A 20,659-nucleotide genomic window follows, 5' to 3' on the forward strand; every position below is an offset into this window, starting at 1 on the left:
ACGCCGCCATAAGGACCTGACATGACCGATACACTGGCACACCCACGCGCGCGGGCAGGGGGCCGCTCGGCGCGCCGCATCCTGCGCAGTACGCGAGACATCACCATGCTGCCCGGCCTCGAACGCGCACTGCCGCTGTGTGAGGTGATGGACGGATCAGAGGTCGCACGTATCGATGCGGCGTCGATGGACATTCTCGAAAATGTCGGCGTCGTGTTCCGCGATCCCATCGCACTTGACGATTGGCGCAAGGCCGGGGCGAAGGTGTCTGGCGAAACGGTCTATCCGGATCGCGGACTTGTCCGCGATCTGATCGCGACAATCCCGGAAACCTTCACCTACCATGCGCGCAATCCGGGCAACAACGTTCAGCTCGGGGGGCGCCACTCGGTATTCGTGCCCATGACCGGTGCGCCCTATCTGCGCGACCTCGATGATGTGCGCCGGAACCCGACGCTCGATGATCTGGCGATGTTCCACAAGCTGTCGCACATGCTGCCCGCAATGCATTCGACCGCGCACCACATCGTCGAGCCCTATGATCACCCGATCAGCCACCGTCACCTGCGGATCACCTATTCGTCGATGAAGCATTCGGACAAGATGTTCATGGGCATGACAACGTCTCCCAGGAATGCGGAGGATGTCATTGAGATGTGCGCCATCCTCTTCGGCGAGGATTTCATCGAAACCCATCCCGTGACCACCGGCAACTGCAATGGCAACTCGCCTCTGGTCTGGGACGAAACCATGCTGGGCGCAATGCGCGCATTCTGCCGCGGCAATCAGCCGGTTCTATGCTCGCCCTTCGTTCTTGGCGGGGCAAATACCCCGGCCAGCGTGCCCGCAAGTGTGGCGCAGCTGAACGCCGAAGCGCTGAGTGCTCTGGCCTATACACAGATCATCCGCCGGGGATGCCCGGCGATTTACGGGCATTACCTCTCGACGGTCAGCATGAAGTCCGGCGCACCGATGGCCGGTACGCCCGAGATCAGCCTGATGAACTTCATGATTGGACAGATGGCCCGGTATTATGGCGTGCCTTGGCGCACCTCGAACACGCTGGGTGGGGCCAAGACCTTTGACGCGCAAGCCGGGTACGAAAGCGCGACAACGCTCTCTTCCGTTCTGCACGCCGGGGCCAACTACATCTGGCACAGCGCGGGCTGGAACGAGGCCGGGATGCACTGTTCGGTGGCGAAGTTCGTCGTCGATGCCGAACAATGCGCCATGGCGTACCGGATGGCTGAAGGCCCCAAGTGGCATGACTTCGACGAAGCCTTGTCCGCAGTCCGCGACATCGGACCGGGTGGGCATTACCTTGGCCATCCGCACACGCAGGATAATTTCCAGACCGCCTTTTTCATGCCGGAGCTGTTCGACAACAATTCGATAGAGCAATGGATTGCGGAAGGTTCGAAAGAGATCACGCAGCGCGCGCTGGAACATGCCCATGCGCTGCTGGCCGCCTATGAGGAGCCGACGCTCGATGAGGCCCGCAACGAGGCGCTTCTCGACTATATCGCACGGCGGGAACGGGAAATCCCGGCGGCGGATGCTTTGAATCAGGAGTATTGACCGGAACGGTCATTCTGCAGCGGCCTGCCATTCTTTCCAGCGAAGGATGACATTCGCGCCGATATCCCGGATCGGGATCGGCGGCAGGCGGGTTGGATCGGCCTCGGCGCCGAAATGGCGGGTCACCTGGGTTTTGATGCCCCCCGCCAGTTCGGCCGCGCCGATCCCGGTCAGTGTGCCGCGTGCCGTGCCAAGCCCGTTCTGAACGCAGCCGGCAAAAAGCCCGTCCTCGATCTCCCGCATGACGGCCACGCCATTGCGCGACAGGCACAGATGACCAGCCCAGGCATGTTCCATCTTCATCCCTGCAAGCTGGGGAAACCGGGTGTCGAACTTGCGCTGCATGACGCGCGCCGCGCGGGCTATGTCGCCCGCCCGTGCCGCCATGCCAGATCGCAACACCGCACAGGTGCGGGTGATGATCCGGTTGCCCCCCTGGCCGCTGTCGATCCGGCGGACTGTGGTGCCCATCGGATCGGAGGGCGTCACGCCCCAGCGCGGCGCCCCACCGAGCCTGCGCAGCGTGTCGTCGTCCAACTCGGGTGTCATGACAGCGAACAGAAACAGCTGCATCAGGCGGCCCGGCGCGATGCCAAAGCTTTCGAGGTGGCCGTTCACCGTCAGAATGACACGCGGCGTGGTGATCACCGCCTTTGCGGTCTGAACCCGCCATGTCTGCCCCTCGCGGACAAACCCGTGAACCGGAGTGCCGGTGTGAATGGCCACACCTGCGGCAGCCAGCCCTTTTGCCAATCCCCGGACGTAGCCCGCAGGCTGCAGCATGACTGTACCGGGCGTATAGAGCCCCGAGCGGTAGTGATGTGAACCCGTCAGCTCTGCCATCTGCTGCGGGTCGAGCATTTCGCTGTGCTCATTCAACCCCGCGAGATGCCGGGCATAACTCTGGTTATGCGCCTCAGCGGCAGCAGAGGCCGCTCCGTTTACTTTGCCTGCCGGGTCGAAATAATCCGGGTCGATCCCGTACTCCTCGACGGCCTGCCGGGCAAAGCCAATGGCATGACGGTTGAGAGCGATCATCGCTCTGTCGTCCCCTGCACCGGCATAATCCTCTGACGCCAGATCGTGCGGCAGATCGATCATGAACCCCGAATTCCGCCCCGCCGCCCCTTCGGCAATCCCGCCGGCATCCAGAAGGCAGATGCGCGCGTCGGGCTCGAGTTGCCGCAGGCGCCGGGCGGCTGACAGCCCGGCGAACCCTGCACCGATCACCACGGCATCGGCGGTCGTGTCCTGATCGAGCGGGTCGAAGACAGGGGCTTCGGGCAGAATGGAGTTCCACGCCGCCGGTCCCAACTGCCGCGGAAGCCGCAGCGCGCTGTAACGCATCAGGCGACGCACTCCTCTGCATCGTCGGAGAGGTCGATCCAGATTGTCTTGAGCTGGGTGTATTGATCGTGGGCATGTACTCCGTTGTCACGTCCGCCGAACCCCGACTGCCGGTATCCGCCGAAGGGGGTCGAGATGTCCCCCTCGCCAAACGCGTTTACCGTGACGGTCCCGGCCCGCAGCGCCCGCGCGCCCCGGATCGCCCGTTTCACATTCGCGGTGAAGATCGACGCGGCCAGCCCGTAATGGGTGTCATTGGCCAGAGCGATGGCCTCATCGAAGCTGTGGACCGTCAGCACCGACAGAACCGGACCGAAGATCTCTTCCCGCACCTGCGGCGCGTTGCGGTCGGTGATGTCGAGCACCGTCGGTTCCACGAAGCCTTTTTGTGTGGCCCCACCGACAAGCACCGTCTGCCCCTTGAGGTAGCCGCACACCTTGTCGAAATGCGCGGCGCTGACCAGAGCACCGACCCTCATTTCCGGGTCGAGCGGATCTCCCATCGGCCATTCCCGAAGATGCGCCGCAATCCGCTCAAGAAGCGCGTCCTTGACCCCGGCCTGCACGATGAGCCGCGAAGAGGCGGAACAGTTCTCGCCCATGTTCCAGAATGCGCCGTTGACCACATGCGCCGCCACCCGGTCGAGGTTTTCTGCGTCGTCGAGGACAATGGCGGGGTTCTTGCCCCCCATTTCAAGCGTCACTTCCTTGAGGTTGCTTTCCCCGGCATAGGTCAGGAATCGCCGTCCCGTTTCCGTCGAGCCTGTGAACGAGATCATGTCCACGTCCATGTGGCGACCCAAAGGTTCGCCCACCTCTGGGCCATTGCCCGTCACCACGTTCAGAACACCCGGCGGCACCCCGGCCTCCATTGCCAGTTCCGCGACGCGCAGCGCGGTCAGCGATGTTTCTTCGGCCGGTTTGACCACGACCGAGCATCCAGCCGCCAGCGCCGGACCGATCTTCCACGCCAGCATGAGCAGAGGGAAGTTCCACGGCAGCACCAGACCCACGACACCTACGGGTTCGCGCACGATCATCGCGATGTGATCGTCGGACGCGGGCGAGACCTGATCGTAGATCTTGTCGATGGCCTCGGCATGCCATTTCAGACAATGGATGGTTTCCGGCACATCGACGGTCTCGCAGTCAAAGATGGTCTTACCGCTGTCGAGGCTTTCCATCACCGCAAGTTCCCGCGCGTTGCGGGACATCAGCTTGCACAACCGGATCAATACGTCCTTTCGCTCTGCCGGGGGCAGCGCGGACCACCGCCCGTCCTCAAAGGCGTCGCGGGCCTTCTGAACGGCGAAATCCACGTCTGCGGCTCCGCAAGCCGCAATCTTTGCCAGCACCTCGCCGGTTGCCGGGTTGATCGTGTCGAACGTCGAACCCGAAGCAGCCGAGCGGAACCCCCCGTTGATGAAGGCACCGGTGGGCAGGGTCAGACCGGCGGCTATGGCCTTGTATTCTTCGGTGGTGAGAAGAGTGCTCATGCCGCTGCCTCCGCAGAGTTGATCTGTGCCACGGTGCGCTGAAGAACGCGCACCACCTGTTCAAGCTGCCGTTTGTCGTCTTTGCCCAACGGGCGCAGCGGTGGGCGGGGCGGTCCGGCATGCAACCCGTTCATTTCGACCCCGTGCTTGATGCACTGGGTGAACTTACCGCCCTGTTCGAGCACCCGCATAAGCGGCATCATTGCTGACATGATGCGCCGACCGCGTGCGAAGTCGCCATCGACCGCGCAGGCGCGCCACAGCGCGATGTGCTCGGCAGGCAGGAAGTTCGACCCGCCGCACACCCATCCGGGCGCGCCCCAGGCAAAGAATTCGAGCGCCTGATCGTCCATGCCGCAGCACATCTGGATGTGCGGGTAGTCCCGCGCCAGCAGGTGTACGCGATTGATGTCGCCGGAACTTTCCTTGATCGCCTGCACATTGCGCGACCGCCCGACCCGGTCAAGAAACTCTTCGTCCATGCCGACGCCCATGCGACCGGGGTAGTTGTAAAGCATGATCGGCAGATCGGCGGCGCGGTCGATGGCAAGCGTGTTGAGCGCATTTTCGCGCTCTGTCGGAACCGCGTAGGGCGGGGTTCCCACAAGGATCGCGTCTGCGCCGATCTTCGCGGCATGTTCCGCCATCGCAATGGAATCGGGCAGGCGGATGGCCACTGTCCCCACCATCAGCGGAACACGCCCTTTGGTCGCGTCACGCGCTAGCGCGGCAAGCTCCATGCGTTCTTCCATCGACTGGGCGTAATACTCGCCGGTCGACCCGCCGTTGATGATCCCGTGTACGCCTTGTGCCACGAGATAGTCGATCATCGCGACAAAGCTGTCGCGGTCGATCGTCCCGTCCTCGCGGTGCGGGGTGATGACCGGGGTCCAGATCCCTTCGAAATTCATGATGCTCCTTTCGCGGCAAGGCCGCTCCCCAGCGGTTCCCGAAGGCCCTCGGGCGTAACGAACCGTTCGATTTCAGCCCGGCTCAGATCCCAATGCGCGATGGCAAGGTCGGCGGCGCCGTCGGCATCGCCCGCCTCGATCAGGTCGATCAGTTGATCATGCTGATCGGCGGCGACCGCACGTTGATCGGCAAGAGCAGGCGTGCGCGGATTGTAGAAGGTCATGCCGATCCGGGTATGGTCGATCAGTAGTCGGCGCAGGCTCGGCGTCAGGTATTCATTGTCGGCCATCTCGCCGATGATCGCGTGGAACCTCTCATTGGCGAGCGCCCGCTCTGCCGTGCCACCTTCGCGGATCGCCCTGCGGAACAGGGTTTGTGCGTCCTTCAGACGCATGATCTGTGCCGGAGTGGCAAACTGTGCAGCAAGCCGCGCGGTGGCGGCATAGATCATCGGGGCGGCTGTAAAGAAATTGCGCAGTGTCTTGTGCGTCATGGGCGCAACCTGCGCACCGCGGCCTTCGTGCAGTTCGACATATCCCTCACCGCCCAGTTGCCGCAGGACTTCGCGCAAGGGGGGGCGGGACATGCCGTATTCCTCGGCGAGCTGCGTTTCGTCCAGATAGGCCCCCGGTTCCAGTGTCTGTGTCAGAATGCGCCGACGCAGGTCGTCGAGGCAGGCGGTTTTTCGGGCTCGGGTTTCGCTCATCTGTCCCTTCCTCGCGCGCCGGGCTGGTGGTCAGTGTGCTGGGATGTATATCTAAATAATTATTATTGTCTACTGAGATTCTTTATGGCTTCATGTGATCGTCACGCCCCCGCATTCGGGCATGAATGGTCCCGTAATTCGATCCGGGGTGCTGCCAACGAGAGAAAGGAAGGGGCGCTGAATGCCACCGCAGCACTTTGTCTTTGCGCTGGTCGAGGATTACACGCACATGGCCTTTGCCTGCGCGGTTGATCCTCTGCGCATCGCCAATCTGATCAGCGGCGAGGAGTTGTATCGCTGGTCCTACGCGTCCGAGGACGGTCGCATCGCGCAGGCCTCTGACGGCTCGCGGCTTGAGGTGCAGTATGGCTTCTCCGAGCTTCCGGACTGTGACCGGTTGTTCCTGCTGTCCGGTATTCACATGCAGAAGAAGGACACCTCGCGCCTGATTGCCGCGCTGCGCCGGGTCGACCGGACGCGCCGGACCGGGATCGGCGCTCTGTGTTCCGGCGCCTGGGTGCTGGCAAAGGCCGGGTTTCTCGATGGTCGGCAGGCGGCGATCCACTGGGAATACCACGACAGTTTCATGGAGGAATTCCCCGAGGTTGCGCTGGTCCGCAACGTGTTCGTGTCGGATGAGAAATATGTGACAGCGTCCGGAGGCACAGCCACGGCGGATCTGATGCTGCACCTGATCGAACAGGATCACGGGTCGGACCTGTCTCAGGCAGTGGCAGACCAGATGGTCTACAGCGCCGCCCGCGCGGCGACCGCAGAGCAGAAAGTGTCGCTTCAGTCGCGGCAGGGGATGCGCAACCCGCATCTGGCCCGAGCGATCCAGATGATGCGCGATCACCTTGACGATCGGGTGACACACACGGCGCTGGCCGAGGCAACAGGCGTCTCGGTCCGGCAGTTGGAGCGCATGTTCGGCAAGTATCTCAACACCTCGCCCAAGAAGTTCTACATGGAACTGCGCCTCGAACGCGCGCGCCACCTGTTGCTGCAAACCGAGATGTCGGTGATGGATGTCGCGCTGGCCTGCGGGTTCGAAAGTTCCGGCCATTTCAGCCGCGTCTACCGTGCCGCATATGGCGTGACCCCGATGTTGCAGCGGGGCAAACTGACGTAACGGAGCAGGGCGGAGCAATTATTTTTACCGCTTGGTAAAATTCCTTGGCGCTGTACGATGTTCGCCCCTGGATTGCGTTGCATATCTTCCGGAGATCGCGCGATGGATCGGGCTCATGTTGCCGGACAACCTCCCTTGCAATCAGCAAAATATGTGCCTTGAACTTCTCTTTGTTAACTGCATAGCTTGCGATGTCCGTAAATAATGCAGTTTGAGGGAAAATTTGCAAAGCATTGGAGATGCTCTGGGTCTTGCTGTGGCGCTGGTTCTGTCCGGCGATCCGGATCTGCTTGAGATCGTCCTGCTGTCCCTGCGCGTCAGCCTGTCCGCGACTGTCATCGCCTGTCTGATCGGACTGCCCGTTGGGGCGCTTGTGGCGATTGGGCGGTTCCGGGGCCGCAATGCGCTGCTTGTTTTCATGAACGCGTTGATGGGCCTGCCGCCTGTTGTGGTGGGGCTTCTGGTCTATCTGCATCTGTCGCGCTCGGGTCCACTGGGATTTCTTGGTCTGCTCTACACGCCGACGGCGATGATCATTGCGCAGGTGATTCTGATCGCGCCGATCATTGCAGCGCTGTCGCGGCAGGTGCTGGAAGACCTGCACACCGAATATGCCGATCAGTTCCGATCGCTGTGCCTCTCGCGGGTGCAGACGGTGCAGGCGCTTCTGTGGGACGCGCGCTATTCTCTGCTGACTGTAGGTCTGGCCGGGTTCGGGCGCGCGGTGGCCGAGGTCGGGGCAGTGATCATCGTTGGTGGCAATATCGATCACCTGACCCGCGTCATGACCACGGCCATTGCGCTTGAAACCTCGAAGGGGGAACTCGCGCTGGCGCTTGCGCTGGGCATGATCCTTCTGATCATCGCGCTTGGCGTAAATGCCGCCGTGCAATCGGTGCGCATGACGGCGGCCCGGCAGGCCTATGTCTGACGCCGCCGCGATGCCCTTTGCGCAATCCGTCCGCTCTGCCGTGCCATCGGTATTGATGCCGCTTCGGGTGCGCGACCTTGTTCTGCGTTTCGGAGAGATCACGGTTCTCGATCACCTTTCGCTGGACCTCGGTCCGCGCGGATGCACGATGATTATGGGGCCGAACGGCGCAGGCAAGAGCCTGCTGCTCAAACTGCTGCACGGCCTGATGCAGCCCACGGCGGGACAGATCGACTGGGGTGGGCAGGGGCCAACGGACGTCACCGCACGTCAGGCGCTTGTATTTCAGAAACCGGTTCTGCTGCGGCGCTCGGTTCGGGCCAATATCGAATTCGTTCTCAAAGCGCGCTGCAAGAGACCTGGCGAAAGCGCCGAGTTTCTGGAACATGTGGGCCTGAGCCACAAGGCCGACCAGCCGGCACGCCTGTTGTCGGGCGGCGAGGCGCAGCGTCTTTCGCTGGCCCGTGCGCTGGCGACCGATCCCGAAGTTCTGTTTCTCGACGAGCCCACGGCCAGCCTCGATCCCGCATCCGTTCTGGCCATCGAGCGCATCGTCAGTGACGCGCGCAACCGCGGTGTGCGCATCATCTTCGTGACACATGACGTCGGGCAGGCACGGCGCATGGCGGATGATGTCGTGTTCATGCACCGGGGCAAGGCGGCCGAGCACAGCCGGGCCGATGACTTTTTCCCCGATCCGCAAAGCAGCGCGGCGCGGGATTTCCTGAACGGAAGAATTGTCGTCTGACAACCAACACAACGGGAGGGCTTTCATGTTTGCAAGAACACTTGGCGCGACGGCTTTGGCCCTGACGCTCGCGGGCGCGGCGTCGGCGCAGGAACAGTCGATCCTCGTCCAGTCGACCACGTCAACGGCCAATTCGGGTCTTTACGACTACCTGCTGCCGATCTTTCAGGACAAGACAGGTGTTCAGGTGAACGTGGTCGCCGTAGGCACCGGTCAGGCGATCAAGAACGCCGAGAACTGCGATGGCGACGTGCTGCTGGTCCATGCGAAGCCATCCGAGGAAAAATTCGTTGCGGCGGGTTTCGGGACCGAACGCACCGACCTGATGTATAATGACTTTGTCATTGTCGGCCCGGCGGCCGATCCAGCGGGTGTCGGCGGCATGTCCGATGTGCAGGGCGCGCTGTCGCAGATCGCTGAAAAAGGCGCGATGTTCGCCTCGCGCGCTGATGACAGCGGAACCCACAAAAAGGAAATGGCGCTCTGGGCCGACAGCAGTGTCGATCCGACGTCCGCATCCGGCGGCTGGTACCGCGAAACCGGCTCTGGCATGGGGGCAACGCTCAACGCGGGTATTGGCATGGGCGCATATGTCATGACCGACCGCGCCACGTGGATCAGCTTTGCCAACAAGCAGGACTACCAGATCGCGGTGCAGGGCGACGAGGACATGTTCAACCAGTATGGCGTGATCCCGGTCAACTCCGAGAAATGCCCGTCCGTGAATGTGGACGCTGCCCGGACATTTGCCGATTGGCTGGTCTCCGACGAGGGTCAGGAGGCCATTGCAGGCTTCAAGGTGGCCGATCAGCAGCTGTTCTTCCCGAACGCTCCGGGCAATTGATCCAAAGGTCGGGGCGGCTCAAGGGTCGCCCCGGACCACAGACGCGCACAGACATGATCGCTGCTGTCGATCGCTGCGCGTCAGACCTCGCCAACCACCCCGTTCCGGATTAGCGTGGCGCAACGCACAGGGGCGCATCAGGCGGGCACAGCCTGCATCGGGCGACACTCTGATCGCAGAGCAAAACGGGGAGGGGCGAGATGCAGGACCATGGAACCTATGACTATGTCATCGTCGGTGCAGGCAGCGCCGGATGTGTTCTGGCGAACCGGCTGAGCGAGGACCGGGACACGCGGGTGCTGCTGCTCGAAGCGGGCGGCTCGGACAATTATCACTGGGTGCATATCCCGGTCGGATACCTCTATTGCATCGGCAACCCGCGCACGGACTGGGGGTTCAAAACCCAGCCCTGCGACGGTTTGGGAGGGCGGTCTCTCCTTTATCCGCGTGGCCGGTTGCTGGGGGGCTGTTCGTCAATCAACGGTATGCTCTACCTGCGCGGTCAGGCCGCCGACTACGACGGATGGCGTCAGCTGGGCCTTGCAGGCTGGGGCTGGGACGACGTTCTGCCCTATTTCCGGAAATCCGAGGATTACTACGGAGGAGAGGATGACCTGCACGGAGCGGGCGGTGAATGGCGCGTCGAGGAACAGCGCCTGCGCTGGGACATTCTCGATGCGTGGAAAGACGCCGCGGTGCAGGCGGGCATCCCCGAGACGCCGGATTTCAACCGTGGCGACAACTTTGGTGTGGGGTATTTCAAGGTCAACCAGCGCGCAGGCTGGCGTTGGAGCACGGCAAAAGGGTTTCTGCGTCCCGCGCGGAACCGGCCTAACCTGACGGTTCTCACCCATGCGCAGGCCGACCGGGTTCTGTTCGATGGTCGCCGTGCGTCAGGCGTTCAGTTCCGGCACAACGGGTCGGCCTCGCGGGTCAGCGCACGGCGCGAGGTCATCCTGTCCTCTGGCGCCATCGGGTCTCCACAGATCCTGCAGCTGTCGGGCATCGGTCCGGCGGATCATCTCCACAGCCTGGGTATCGACGTCCTGCACGACCAGCCCGGCGTCGGTTCCAACCTTCAGGACCATCTGCAGATCCGTTGCGCCTACCGGGTCCGGAACGCCAAGACGTTGAATACGATGGCCAATTCTCTGATCGGAAAAGCCAGGATCGGGCTTGAGTACCTGCTGACGCGGTCCGGCCCGATGTCAATGGCACCAAGCCAGCTGGGTGCGTTCGCCCATTCCTCTGCGGATGTTGCGACGCCGGATCTTGAGTATCACGTTCAGCCGGTCACGCTCGAGGCATTCGGCCAGCCGCCGCATGACTTTCCCGCCATCACCGCAAGCGTCTGTCACCTGCGCCCCGAAAGCCGGGGCCATGTGCGCATCAGTTCACCGGATCCGACGGCGCATCCCGAGATCCAACCGAAATACCTGTCCACCGAAGGTGATCGCCTCGTGGCTGCGCGCGCGATCCGGCTGACGCGCCGGATCATGGAGCAACCGGCGCTGGCTCCCTTCACGCCCGAAGAGTTCAAACCGGGGCCCACCTACCAGACGGATGCCGAGCTTGCCGAAGGTGCGGGCCAGATCGCATCGACGATCTTTCACCCGGTCGGCACCGCGCGCATGGGCACCGATGCCGAGGCCGTTGTCGATGCCGACCTGCGGGTGAACGGAGTGGACGGGCTGCGGGTCGTCGATGCGTCGGTCATGCCGCGCATCACGTCCGGCAATACCAATTCCCCGACAATCATGATCGCGGAAAAGGCAGCCGATCTGATCCGCGCCAAAGCGATGGCCTAGGCGCGGCAATCCAGGCTGTTCAGGTTCGGTCGGCCCACATTGGGCCGTATCCAAAGTGGATGCCTCAAACCGGTCAACTCCCCGGCGTTGCACTGTTTTTTGATTGTCTCGCTTCATGAGACAATTGACTTGCCGGGCGAATCCACCCTCAGTTGGCGCATCGCAACTCTAACGGGATTTTTCGGATTTTATGGAAAACGAATTTGAACAGACGCTTGCCGCCTCGCTGTCGTCGCTGGCTCCGATTGCGGGTTTCGGGGGGCTGACGGCCCCGGCCACGGAAGCCGACCTTCTTCAACTGACCGTCGGTGAATATCTTGATCTGCTGGATGCAGCGGAACAGGCGCTGCAGGCGCAACGCCCGCAGATTCAGGCGCTCATGTCCAATCCGCAGTTCACCGCCGATCTCGATGGTGAAGCACTGGCGTTTCTGCAGGACTGGGCCGATGGGGACTTTACTCTGATCACGGATGCCTTCGATCAGGCACGTGCGGCGCTCAGCGGTGTGCCGCGCAGCACACTGCTGGTCGATGTGTAGGGCCTCGACGGCAATGGCGGCACACTGCGCGACGACATCGAACAGGCCTTCGCCGATGCCGATGCGCGGCTGGCAGAGCTGCTCTGGAGCGAAAACAACGGTCTGTTCACCTCCAGCACGTTCACTGTCGATCCCGACACCGGAAGCTGGTTCATTTCCGGAACCGATCTGAGCGGATCGACACTTGCCGAACTGTGGGCCATCGTCGGCGAAGCTGCAGGCAATGCGATCATTGCCTATTTCGAATCCCAGACCACCCTGATCAACCAGTTGATCGACCAGGGAACAAGTCCTGCCGCCTTTGCTCAGGCCGAAGCTGCGGTTGAATCCGCGTCCGCTTCTGCGATCGAGGCGCTGCAGGGGTTCGGCCAGACCCTTACCACAAGCCAGGACGTCGATCTGTCGTCTTTCGAGGCCCTGGCGCTTGCGCAGTATCAGTCCGTGATCAGCGCGGTGGCGGCGGCTCTGCCCGATCTGGAAGCGGCGCTCAGCCAGCTGGTCATCGGCTCGCGCAACTCCGACCCGACCTTCGTGGTCAATCTCGAAGGCGACGTGAACGGATCGGACGAGGGTGACTGGTTCTATCTCAATGACGAGGACAACACCTTTGACGGCGGCATCGGTCAGGACGTGGTCTTTGCCTTTGGCGGCAATGACCGTCTGACCGGCGGTGCGGATGACGACACCCTCTTCGGGGGCGAAGGCAATGGTGACACTGCGGTCTATTCCGGGCCGCAGGGGCGCTACACTCTGCAGATCTCGGCTGATGGCGTGTCGGTGATTGACCGGGCAGGGACCGACGGCACTGACAAACTGAACGAGATCGAACTGCTGTCTTTCTCTGACAATGCAGAATTCAATCTTGCAAATCAGGTGGGTATCGCGTCGCTCAGCCCGGAGGATATCGCAACCTTCGTTGAGCTTTACATCGCCTATTTCAACCGCGCGCCGGATGCCGAAGGTCTCAATTTCTGGGGATCGGCCTTTGCCAACGGCTTCTCGCTCGAGGCGATTGCCACGCTGTTCCTCGATCAGCCGGAAACACGGGCCACCTATCCTGACACGCTGACCAATCTGGAATTTGCGACGCAGGTCTACAACATCGTGCTGGGTCGGACGCCGGATCAGGACGGTCTCGACTTCTGGGCGGGGGCGCTTGACGGCGGTGGCGTGACCCGTGACCAGTTCATCCTCGAGGTGCTGCGCGGGGCCAAGGCAGAGCCGCCTGCTGGCGCAACGCAGGACTTCATTGATCTGCAGCTGGGCGACCGCGCATATCTGAGCGACAAGACCGATATCGGGACCTATTTCGCGGTCATCCGCGGCTTGTCCGACGTCAGCGAAGCGGATGCGGTGATGACCCTCTTCGTGCGCGGAGACCAAAGCAGCATCGACGCGGCCTTCAACGCGACGAACCAAGCCTACAACGAAGCGGTTGCAGCCGACAGCGGGGATATGCTGATCCAGCTGGTTGGCGTGGTGGACGATCCTTTCGCCATCTAAGCGACCGGTTCCGCCCTGTGACAGCGCGCCCCTCGACGGGCGCGCTGTTCGTTTTAGCTAACGCCTCACAGGGAAACGCTGACGAGGCAGAGCATTATGAAAATCGCCATCATCGGGTCAGGCATGGCCGGGCTGGCCTGTGCGGCGCGCCTGTCCAAGGCGGGATTGCCCCCGACCGTCTATGACAAGGGCAGAGGATTGGGCGGTCGCATGGCCACCCGCCGTGTCGAGGGCGGGCTCCAATTCGACCACGGCGCACAGACGATCCCCTGCGAGGATTCCGCATTCTGCACTCTTCTTGAGGATGCGAGGGCAAGCGGCCACGTAGCTGACTGGGATATGGGCGACGGCACCCCCAAAGCTGTTGGCACACCGGGCATGACGGCCCTTGCAAAATATCTGGCCCAAGGTCTCGACCTGTATCAGCAAACCGAAATCACATCAGTGACCCAGACGGGCGCGGGGTGGGACCTGACCGCAGATCACGCAGTTGGAACCTATGATCGCGTGATCTGCACCGCACCTGCGCCGCAGACTGGCAAGCTTGTCGGTCACGCCCTGACAGACACGCTCGATCACGTTGCCTATGCGCCCAGCCTGACACTGATGGTGGCGCTCAATCGCCCGCTCGATGCGCCCGACACACAGGCCAACCCGACCGATGCCTTGGCATGGATTGCCCATGACAGCGCGAAACCGGGGCGTCCGTCGCAATATTGCTGGGTTACGCAGGCCAGCGCTGAGTGGAGCGTCACACATCTGGAACTGAGCAAGGACGAGATCGCCGCGCGGATGCTCGACCTCTTTCTCACCCATCACGGGCTTGAGGCGACCGACGTGGCCTACGCTACTGCCCATCGCTGGCGCTATGCGCTGATCACACACCCACTGGGCCAATCCTTCGTTACGTCGCCCGATGGAACCCTCTACGCCGGTGGCGACTGGTGCCTCGGCCCCCACATCGAACACGCCTGGCGCAGCGGAACCGCCATCGCACAGGACATTCTGCGCGCCGCATGACCCTCAGCGATCCCCGCATCCAACGGCTGATCACCCTGATCCGAGCCGCACTTACCCCACCGCCGGGCAAGGGGCGCATTGCGCTTGCGCTGAGCATGGGCGCGCTCTGCCACCTGATCTTTGCCATCGCCGTTCTGTCGATGATGGCTGCCATGTTCTTCGGCATGAGCGAAAGCTTCGGCACCGTCCCATGGCCATGGGCGATCCCCGTCAATACGCTGCTGATTCTGCAATTTCCGCTGGTGCATTCGTTCCTGCTCTCCAAACGCGGAACAAAGATCGTTGCGCAGCTGATCCCCGGACCCCATGGCGGCACACTTTCCACCACCACCTACGCCATCATCGCCTCTCTGCAGCTCAGCGCGCTTTTCCTGCTTTGGACTCCCAGCGGCATCATCTGGTACCGCGCAGACGGAACGGCGTTCATCCTGATCTGCACCGCCTACGCCGCCACATGGCTGCTGCTGCTCAAAGCCAGCTTCGACGCTGGCGCCGAGGTGCAATCCGGCGCGCTGGGCTGGATGTCGCTCTTGGGCAAGATCAAACCGGTCTTTCCGGACATGCCGACGCAGGGCCTCTTCCGGCATATCCGGCAGCCGATCTACGTGGCCTTCGCTCTCACCCTCTGGGCTGTTCCGGTCTGGACGCCCGATCAACTGGCGCTTGCGATCAGCTACACCCCCTATTGCCTGCTCGCTCCGCGTCTGAAGGAAAAACGCTTCGAACAGCGCTACGGCGCCGCATTTGATCGCTATCGCGCAGATGTGCCCTATGTCCTGCCCAAACTCACCTCTACGGAGCCGAAAGATGCCGCCAACCGCGCGCAACAACCTTGAGATCTACGATGATGTCGCCGCGCAATGGTGGTCTGACGACATCCGCTGGGTCCGCACGCTCAAGAACATGGTTCCGGGGCGGTTGAGCTGGTTCGATAAACAGTTCGACTGGCAGGGCAAAGACGTGCTCGACCTCGGTTGCGCGGGGGGCTTCATGGCCGAGGCGCTCGACGACCGGGGCGCGCGCGTCACCGGCATCGACCCCGCGTCCGAGGCCATAGCCGCCGCCCGCGCCCATGCCGAGGCCGGGGGGCGCGCGATCCGCTATGATGTCGGCGTGGGCGAGGCGCTGCCCTATGCCGATGCGAGCTTTGATGCAGTGGTCTGTGTCGACGTGCTGGAACACGTCCAGAGCCTGCCCAAGGTGATCTCCGAAACCGCCCGCGTGCTGCGCCCCGGTGGGCTTTTCCTCTTCGACACGATCAACCGCAACCCCATCGCCCGACTGGCCACCATCACCATGGCTGAGGACGTGCTGAAACTGCTCCCCAAGGGCACGCATGATCCCGAGATGTTTATCAAACCCGCAGAACTGCGCACCGAACTCGACAAGGCCGGGTTCACCACCGGCAAGATGGTCGGCCTCGGCCCGCGCGGGATCAACGGCAAAGGCGATTTCACATTCGGCCGCGTACCCGGCACGATGATCATCTACATGGGCACAGCGCGAAAATCATAAGGCCGCGCCACCGCTTTAACGGTTGACTTGTGCGGCCGCAGGCCCCATGTGCACGCCATCGCCGCGCAGCCGCGTGAGCTTGCCGCGCCCAACCAACTGGCGCATCGGCGATACAGATTTCAGTTCCCCATCACGCAGGGTTCCTGACGCAGGTCCAGACAGCACGGGATGCGCCCGGTCTGTCTTAAGGGTCTGCGTGCCCTCGCTCGCCGCGGACATGCGGCACAACCCCATCCGTCTGCGGAGACCCCGCAGGCGGAGGTAAAGGATACACATTGTCGACTTTTGACACGCTGGGCCTCAAGCCCGACCTCATGACCGCCCTCAAAGACGCGGGCCTCAAGACACCGACCCCGATCCAGACCAAAGCCATCCCTCTGGCGCTCCAAGGCCAGGACGTTCTGGGCCTTGCCCAGACCGGCACCGGCAAAACGCTGGCCTTTGGCCTTCCGCTCGTCAGCCACCTGCTCGACGCGCCCGAACGCCCCGCCGCGCGCACCGCAAAATCGCTGATCCTCGCGCCGACGCGGGAACTGGTAAACCAGATCGCCGACAACCTGCGCATGCTCACGTCCAAGACCAAGCTGCGCGTGACCACCGTCGTCGGCGGCCAGTCGATCAACAAGCAGATCCACCAGTTGCTCAAGGGCACTGACATCCTCGTCGCCACGCCGGGCCGGCTGATCGATCTGATGGACCGCAAGGCGGTCGATCTGCGCACCGTCAAACACCTTGTCCTCGACGAGGCCGACCAGATGCTCGACATGGGGTTCATCCACGCCCTGCGCCGCATCGCGCCCAAGCTCGGCACGCCGCGCCAGACCATGCTTTTCTCGGCCACCATGCCGAAACCGATGGAAGAGCTCAGCCGCGCCTATCTCACCAACCCGGCCAAGGTGCAGGTCTCGCCTCCGGGCAAAGCTGCCGACAAGATCACCCAGTCGGTGCATCACCTTGCCGGTAAGGCCGAGAAAGCCGCCAAGCTGCGCGAGATCCTGAGCGCCGATCCCGACGCCCTGACATTGGTATTTGCGCGCACCAAACACGGCGCGGAGAAGCTTATGAAGGGTCTCGTGGCCGACGGGTTCAACGCCGCCTCGATCCACGGCAACAAGAGCCAGGGCCAGCGTGACCGCGCCATCAAGGCGTTCCGTGACGGTGAGATCACGGTGCTGGTCGCAACCGACGTTGCCGCGCGCGGCATCGACATTCCGGGCGTGGCCTATGTCATCAACCATGACCTGCCCGAAGTGCCGGACAGCTACGTCCACCGCATCGGTCGCACCGCCCGCGCAGGCCGTGAAGGCGAGGCGATCGCCTTCTGCGCACCGGACGAAGCAGACCTGCTGCGCCAGATCGAAAAGTTGATGAAGATCGAGATCCCTGTCGCCAGCGGCACCGCACCGAAAGACCCGGTCGCCCGCAAGCCGCAGCAGCGCGGTCAGGGCCGTGGCAAGGGGCAGGGGCGCCCGGCAGGCAATGCCGCCGCCAAACCCAACGGCAACCGCCGCCGCCGCAACCGGTCGCGCAAGGCCGCCTGATCTCCTCGCGCCCTAAGGTTTCTTTAGGCTTCAAATACCTCAGGGGGGTGTGGGGGACAGCGTCCCCCCACCTGTCGGAGCGGCGCAGCCGCTCCGATCCCAACCGATGGCAGCTTACCGGATTCCCCAAGGTCACCCCTCCCACAGGGCAGCGCCGCGCCTATGTTAAGGCCAAAGCCAGTGACAGACGGAGCGCGCCGCGATGCAACTCAGGATCAACGGAACCCTGCATGAGGTCGATGTCGAAGAGGACATGCCGCTTCTCTGGGTGCTCCGCGATGAGCTGGGCCTGACCGGCACCAAGTTCGGTTGTGGCATCGCCCAATGCGGTGCCTGCACCGTTCATCTCGACGGGGTTGCTGTCCGTTCCTGCCAGACCTGGGCCAGTGACGCCGAAGGTGCCGAGATCATCACCATCGAAGGATTGGGCACACCCGACCTGCTTCACGCCGTGCAGGAAGCGTGGTTGACCGAACAGGTGGCCCAATGCGGTTTTTGCCAGTCCGGCCAGATGATGCAGGCCGCCGCGCTGCTTTCGGAAAACCCGCAACCGACCGACCAAGACATCGACGACGCCATGTCCGGCAATCTCTGCCGCTGCGGAACCTATCCCCGCATCCGGGCTGCCGTGAAACGCGCCGCCGCGGCGATGCAGGAGGGCTGATCATGGGACGTCTGAAAACCATCGCCCGCCGCACCTTCCTGATTGGCTCTGCTGCCGTTGTCGGCGGTGTCGCCTTTGGCGTCTACACGGTGCGCAAACCGCATGAGAACCCGCTGACGGCCGGGGCGGGCGAGGCGGTTCTGACACCTTACGTCAAGATCACCGCTGACGGCATCACCCTGATCACCCCCCGCGCGGATTCGGGGCAGGGGGTCTACCACGTGCAGGCCGCCCTGATCGCCGAGGAGCTGGATGTAGATCTCGACCAGATCAAGGCCGATCCCGGCCCACCCAGCCCGGCCTATTGGAACACCGCTCTGGCGGCCGAAGCGGCCGAGTTCATGGTGCCTGCCGCTGGCATGATGCAGGACATGGCCGAAGGCGCGGTGAACTCTGTGATGAAGGTGATGGGCCTCCAGATCACGGGCGGTTCCACCACCGTGCCGGACCAGTTCGAAAAGCTGCGTCTGGCGGGCGCGTCGGCGCGTGAGACGATCAAGACGCTGGTGGCCGAGCGGGAAGGTGTCGCGGTCACGGACCTCACCACCGCGTCCGGCAACGTGATTTTACCAGATGGTCAAAAAATCCCCTACACCAGCCTCGCCGCCGATCTGGCGGATGCCGAAGTGGTGCAGGACGTCCCCCTCCGTGACCCGTCGGAATGGCGCTATCTCGGCAAGCCGATGCAGCGGATCGACATGCTGGCGAAAAGCACGGGCACACAGGAGTACGGTATCGATGCATCGGTCGACGGCATGGTCCACGCGACAGTGCTGATGAACCCAGCGCAGGGCGGTGGGATGGCGGACTATGACGCCTCCGAAGCGCTTGCCATGCGGGGCGTCAAGGCCGTGGTGCCGATCACCGGCGGCCTTGGGATTGTCGCCGACAACACCTGGCGCGCGTTCCGCGCCGCGCAGGCAATCAACGTCACGTGGGAAGACCCAAGCTTTCCGCTTGAACAGGCCGACCATTGGGCGGCGCTCGAAGTCGCCTTCACACCTGACGCGCAGGACAGCCAGAAGCGCAATGATGGCGATGTGGACGCCGCACTCAGCGACGACGAGGTCCTTACCGCCGAGTACCGCGCGCCCTATCTGGCCCATGCGCCATTGGAGCCGGTCAACGCCATTGTCCGCGTCGACGACGACCGCGCCGAGGTCTGGACCGGCACACAGATCCCGCGCTTCATTCAGGCCAATGTCAGCCGGATCACCGGCATCCCGGCGGACAACGTCACCGTGCATGTTCTGATGATGGGGGGCAGTTTCGGGCACCGTCTGGAAGACGAGGTGGTCAAACAGGCGACCGAGATCGCGATGCAGATGAAGGGCACGCCGGTCAAGCTGACGCTCTCGCGCGAAGAGGACATGATCCACGACTTCCCCCGCCAGATCGCCATGGCGCGGATGCGTGGCAAGGTCGCCAACGGTCAGGTCGAGGCGCTGGATCTCGGGATCGCCATGCCCTCGGTTGTCGCCTCGCAACTCAGCCGCCAGAACCAGTCCGCGCCCGGTCCGGACAGCCAGATTGTGGCGGGCGCGTGGGAACAGCCCTTTGCCATCCCGCACCAACGGGTGACGGGCTACCGCGCGCAGCCGCTGGCGCCGATCAGTTCATGGCGCTCGGTCGGCGCGTCCACCAACGGGTTCTTCTTCAACGCCGCATTGGACGAGTTGATCGAAGCGGCAGGGTCCGATCCTCTGGAGGAACGCTTGCGCCTGTGCAGCGATCCGCTGGCGCGGCAGGCGTTGGAGGCGGTGGCCGAGATGTCGGACTGGTCCGGTATTGGTGGCATGGCCAATGGCTCCAGGACCGGGCGGGGTGTCGCCCTGACCAAATCCTTCGGCGTTCACTGCGCGCAGGTGATTGAGGTTACGGACACCGACGCAGGCCTCCGCATCGACAATGTGTGGGTGGCCGCCGAGGTGGGCCGCGTGGTCGATCCCGTGAATTTCGAGAACCTCGTGCAGGGTGGCGTGATCTACGGGCTTGGTCACGCAATGAATTCCGAGATCACCTATGCGGGCGGTGTGGCCGAACAGTCGAATTTCGACATGAACCCCGGCATGCGGTTGCACCAGTGTCCCAACATCTTTGTGCGTGGGCTGGAAAACGGCGACCGGGTGCTTGGGATCGGGGAACCGCCGGTGCCGCCCGCCGCGCCTGCTTTGGCGGGGGCGATCTGGGCGGTGACGGGCACGCGGCTGCGTGAGATGCCGTTCAACAAGACGGTGCGTTTCGTTTGAGGGGGAGCGATATTTTACCGGTTGGTAAAGGATCGCTTCGTTCTTAAATCGAAAGCATTTCTTACAGATAAGGTTAAAATATTTGCCTTTTCGTTACCTTATCTGACCGTTATTCTGTCGCCCAACC

19 protein-coding genes are annotated in these 20,659 nt (G+C 62.9%); 14 read left to right on the forward strand and 5 right to left on the reverse strand.

Features of this window, described 5'->3' with window-relative positions:
• Nucleotides 1–21 precede the first annotated feature (21 nt).
• Nucleotides 22–1,578: a trimethylamine methyltransferase family protein gene (locus tag MGEO_RS07460; RefSeq protein ID WP_085636093.1), complete on the forward strand. Its 1,557-nt coding sequence runs from the start codon at nucleotides 22–24 to the stop codon at nucleotides 1,576–1,578.
• 9 nt (nucleotides 1,579–1,587) lie between these two features.
• Here MGEO_RS07460 and MGEO_RS07465 read toward each other — a convergent pair whose 3' ends face one another.
• Genes MGEO_RS07465 through MGEO_RS07480 form a run of 4 tightly spaced genes read right to left on the reverse strand, consistent with a single transcriptional unit; the run spans nucleotide 1,588 to nucleotide 6,039 of the window.
• On the reverse strand, nucleotides 1,588–2,928 hold the full coding sequence (locus MGEO_RS07465) for an NAD(P)/FAD-dependent oxidoreductase (RefSeq protein ID WP_211297940.1): 1,341 nt from the start codon (nucleotides 2,926–2,928) through the stop codon (nucleotides 1,588–1,590).
• The gene (locus MGEO_RS07470; protein WP_085636095.1) at nucleotides 2,925–4,421 is read right to left on the reverse strand and encodes an aldehyde dehydrogenase; all 1,497 of its coding nucleotides are present in this window, start codon (nucleotides 4,419–4,421) and stop codon (nucleotides 2,925–2,927) included. Before MGEO_RS07470 ends, MGEO_RS07465 begins: the two co-directional genes overlap by 4 nt.
• Nucleotides 4,418–5,332, reverse strand: a complete 915-nt coding sequence (locus MGEO_RS07475) for a dihydrodipicolinate synthase family protein (protein WP_085636096.1) — start codon at nucleotides 5,330–5,332, stop codon at nucleotides 4,418–4,420. Before MGEO_RS07475 ends, MGEO_RS07470 begins: the two co-directional genes overlap by 4 nt.
• A complete protein-coding gene (locus MGEO_RS07480; protein ID WP_085636097.1) occupies nucleotides 5,329–6,039 on the reverse strand; it encodes a GntR family transcriptional regulator in 711 nt (236 codons plus the stop codon). The genes MGEO_RS07475 and MGEO_RS07480 overlap by 4 nt, the downstream gene beginning before the upstream one ends.
• Before the next feature lie 181 nt (nucleotides 6,040–6,220).
• On the opposite strand from MGEO_RS07480, the gene MGEO_RS07485 reads away from it, so the two are divergent.
• The 10 genes from MGEO_RS07485 to ubiG all read left to right on the forward strand — a co-directional run bounded on the left by MGEO_RS07485 (nucleotide 6,221) and on the right by ubiG (nucleotide 16,078).
• Complete coding sequence (locus MGEO_RS07485) at nucleotides 6,221–7,171, forward strand: GlxA family transcriptional regulator (protein WP_085636098.1); 951 nt, start codon at nucleotides 6,221–6,223, stop codon at nucleotides 7,169–7,171.
• 223 nt (nucleotides 7,172–7,394) lie between these two features.
• Nucleotides 7,395–8,102: an ABC transporter permease gene (locus MGEO_RS07490; RefSeq protein WP_085636099.1), complete on the forward strand. Its 708-nt coding sequence runs from the start codon at nucleotides 7,395–7,397 to the stop codon at nucleotides 8,100–8,102.
• Nucleotides 8,095–8,850 carry an ATP-binding cassette domain-containing protein gene (locus MGEO_RS07495; RefSeq protein WP_085636100.1) on the forward strand — a complete coding sequence of 252 codons (756 nt, stop codon included), beginning with the start codon at nucleotides 8,095–8,097 and terminating at the stop codon, nucleotides 8,848–8,850. The genes MGEO_RS07490 and MGEO_RS07495 overlap by 8 nt, the downstream gene beginning before the upstream one ends.
• Before the next feature lie 25 nt (nucleotides 8,851–8,875).
• Entirely contained in the window at nucleotides 8,876–9,694 is an 819-nt protein-coding gene (locus MGEO_RS07500) for a substrate-binding domain-containing protein (protein ID WP_085636101.1), read from the forward strand.
• A 200-nt stretch (nucleotides 9,695–9,894) separates the two neighbouring features.
• Complete coding sequence (locus MGEO_RS07505) at nucleotides 9,895–11,502, forward strand: GMC family oxidoreductase (RefSeq protein WP_085636102.1); 1,608 nt, start codon at nucleotides 9,895–9,897, stop codon at nucleotides 11,500–11,502.
• Between the two features lie 190 nt (nucleotides 11,503–11,692).
• Entirely contained in the window at nucleotides 11,693–12,040 is a 348-nt protein-coding gene (locus tag MGEO_RS07510; protein ID WP_085636103.1) for a hypothetical protein, read from the forward strand.
• 270 nt (nucleotides 12,041–12,310) lie between these two features.
• Nucleotides 12,311–13,543: a DUF4214 domain-containing protein gene (locus MGEO_RS07515; protein WP_158090982.1), complete on the forward strand. Its 1,233-nt coding sequence runs from the start codon at nucleotides 12,311–12,313 to the stop codon at nucleotides 13,541–13,543.
• A 96-nt stretch (nucleotides 13,544–13,639) separates the two neighbouring features.
• The gene (locus tag MGEO_RS07520) at nucleotides 13,640–14,563 is read left to right on the forward strand and encodes an NAD(P)/FAD-dependent oxidoreductase (RefSeq protein WP_085636105.1); all 924 of its coding nucleotides are present in this window, start codon (nucleotides 13,640–13,642) and stop codon (nucleotides 14,561–14,563) included.
• The gene (locus tag MGEO_RS07525; RefSeq protein ID WP_085636106.1) at nucleotides 14,560–15,399 is read left to right on the forward strand and encodes a hypothetical protein; all 840 of its coding nucleotides are present in this window, start codon (nucleotides 14,560–14,562) and stop codon (nucleotides 15,397–15,399) included. Before MGEO_RS07520 ends, MGEO_RS07525 begins: the two co-directional genes overlap by 4 nt.
• Nucleotides 15,371–16,078 carry a bifunctional 2-polyprenyl-6-hydroxyphenol methylase/3-demethylubiquinol 3-O-methyltransferase UbiG gene (ubiG, locus tag MGEO_RS07530; RefSeq protein WP_085636107.1) on the forward strand — a complete coding sequence of 236 codons (708 nt, stop codon included), beginning with the start codon at nucleotides 15,371–15,373 and terminating at the stop codon, nucleotides 16,076–16,078. The genes MGEO_RS07525 and ubiG overlap by 29 nt, the downstream gene beginning before the upstream one ends.
• Nucleotides 16,079–16,093: 15 nt before the next feature.
• On the opposite strand, the gene MGEO_RS07535 is transcribed toward ubiG, so the two are convergent.
• A complete protein-coding gene (locus tag MGEO_RS07535) occupies nucleotides 16,094–16,297 on the reverse strand; it encodes a hypothetical protein (RefSeq protein WP_143746242.1) in 204 nt (67 codons plus the stop codon).
• Between the two features lie 56 nt (nucleotides 16,298–16,353).
• On the opposite strand from MGEO_RS07535, the gene MGEO_RS07540 reads away from it, so the two are divergent.
• From MGEO_RS07540 to MGEO_RS07550, 3 genes are all read left to right on the forward strand, one after another.
• Nucleotides 16,354–17,619: a DEAD/DEAH box helicase gene (locus MGEO_RS07540; protein ID WP_106299152.1), complete on the forward strand. Its 1,266-nt coding sequence runs from the start codon at nucleotides 16,354–16,356 to the stop codon at nucleotides 17,617–17,619.
• A gap of 202 nt (nucleotides 17,620–17,821) precedes the next feature.
• The gene (locus tag MGEO_RS07545) at nucleotides 17,822–18,283 is read left to right on the forward strand and encodes a (2Fe-2S)-binding protein (protein ID WP_085636109.1); all 462 of its coding nucleotides are present in this window, start codon (nucleotides 17,822–17,824) and stop codon (nucleotides 18,281–18,283) included.
• A gap of 2 nt (nucleotides 18,284–18,285) precedes the next feature.
• On the forward strand, nucleotides 18,286–20,532 hold the full coding sequence (locus MGEO_RS07550) for a xanthine dehydrogenase family protein molybdopterin-binding subunit (RefSeq protein ID WP_085636110.1): 2,247 nt from the start codon (nucleotides 18,286–18,288) through the stop codon (nucleotides 20,530–20,532).
• Nucleotides 20,533–20,659: the final 127 nt, after the last annotated feature.

The organism is Marivita geojedonensis (assembly GCF_002115805.1).
Lineage (GTDB): Bacteria > Pseudomonadota > Alphaproteobacteria > Rhodobacterales > Rhodobacteraceae > Marivita > Marivita geojedonensis.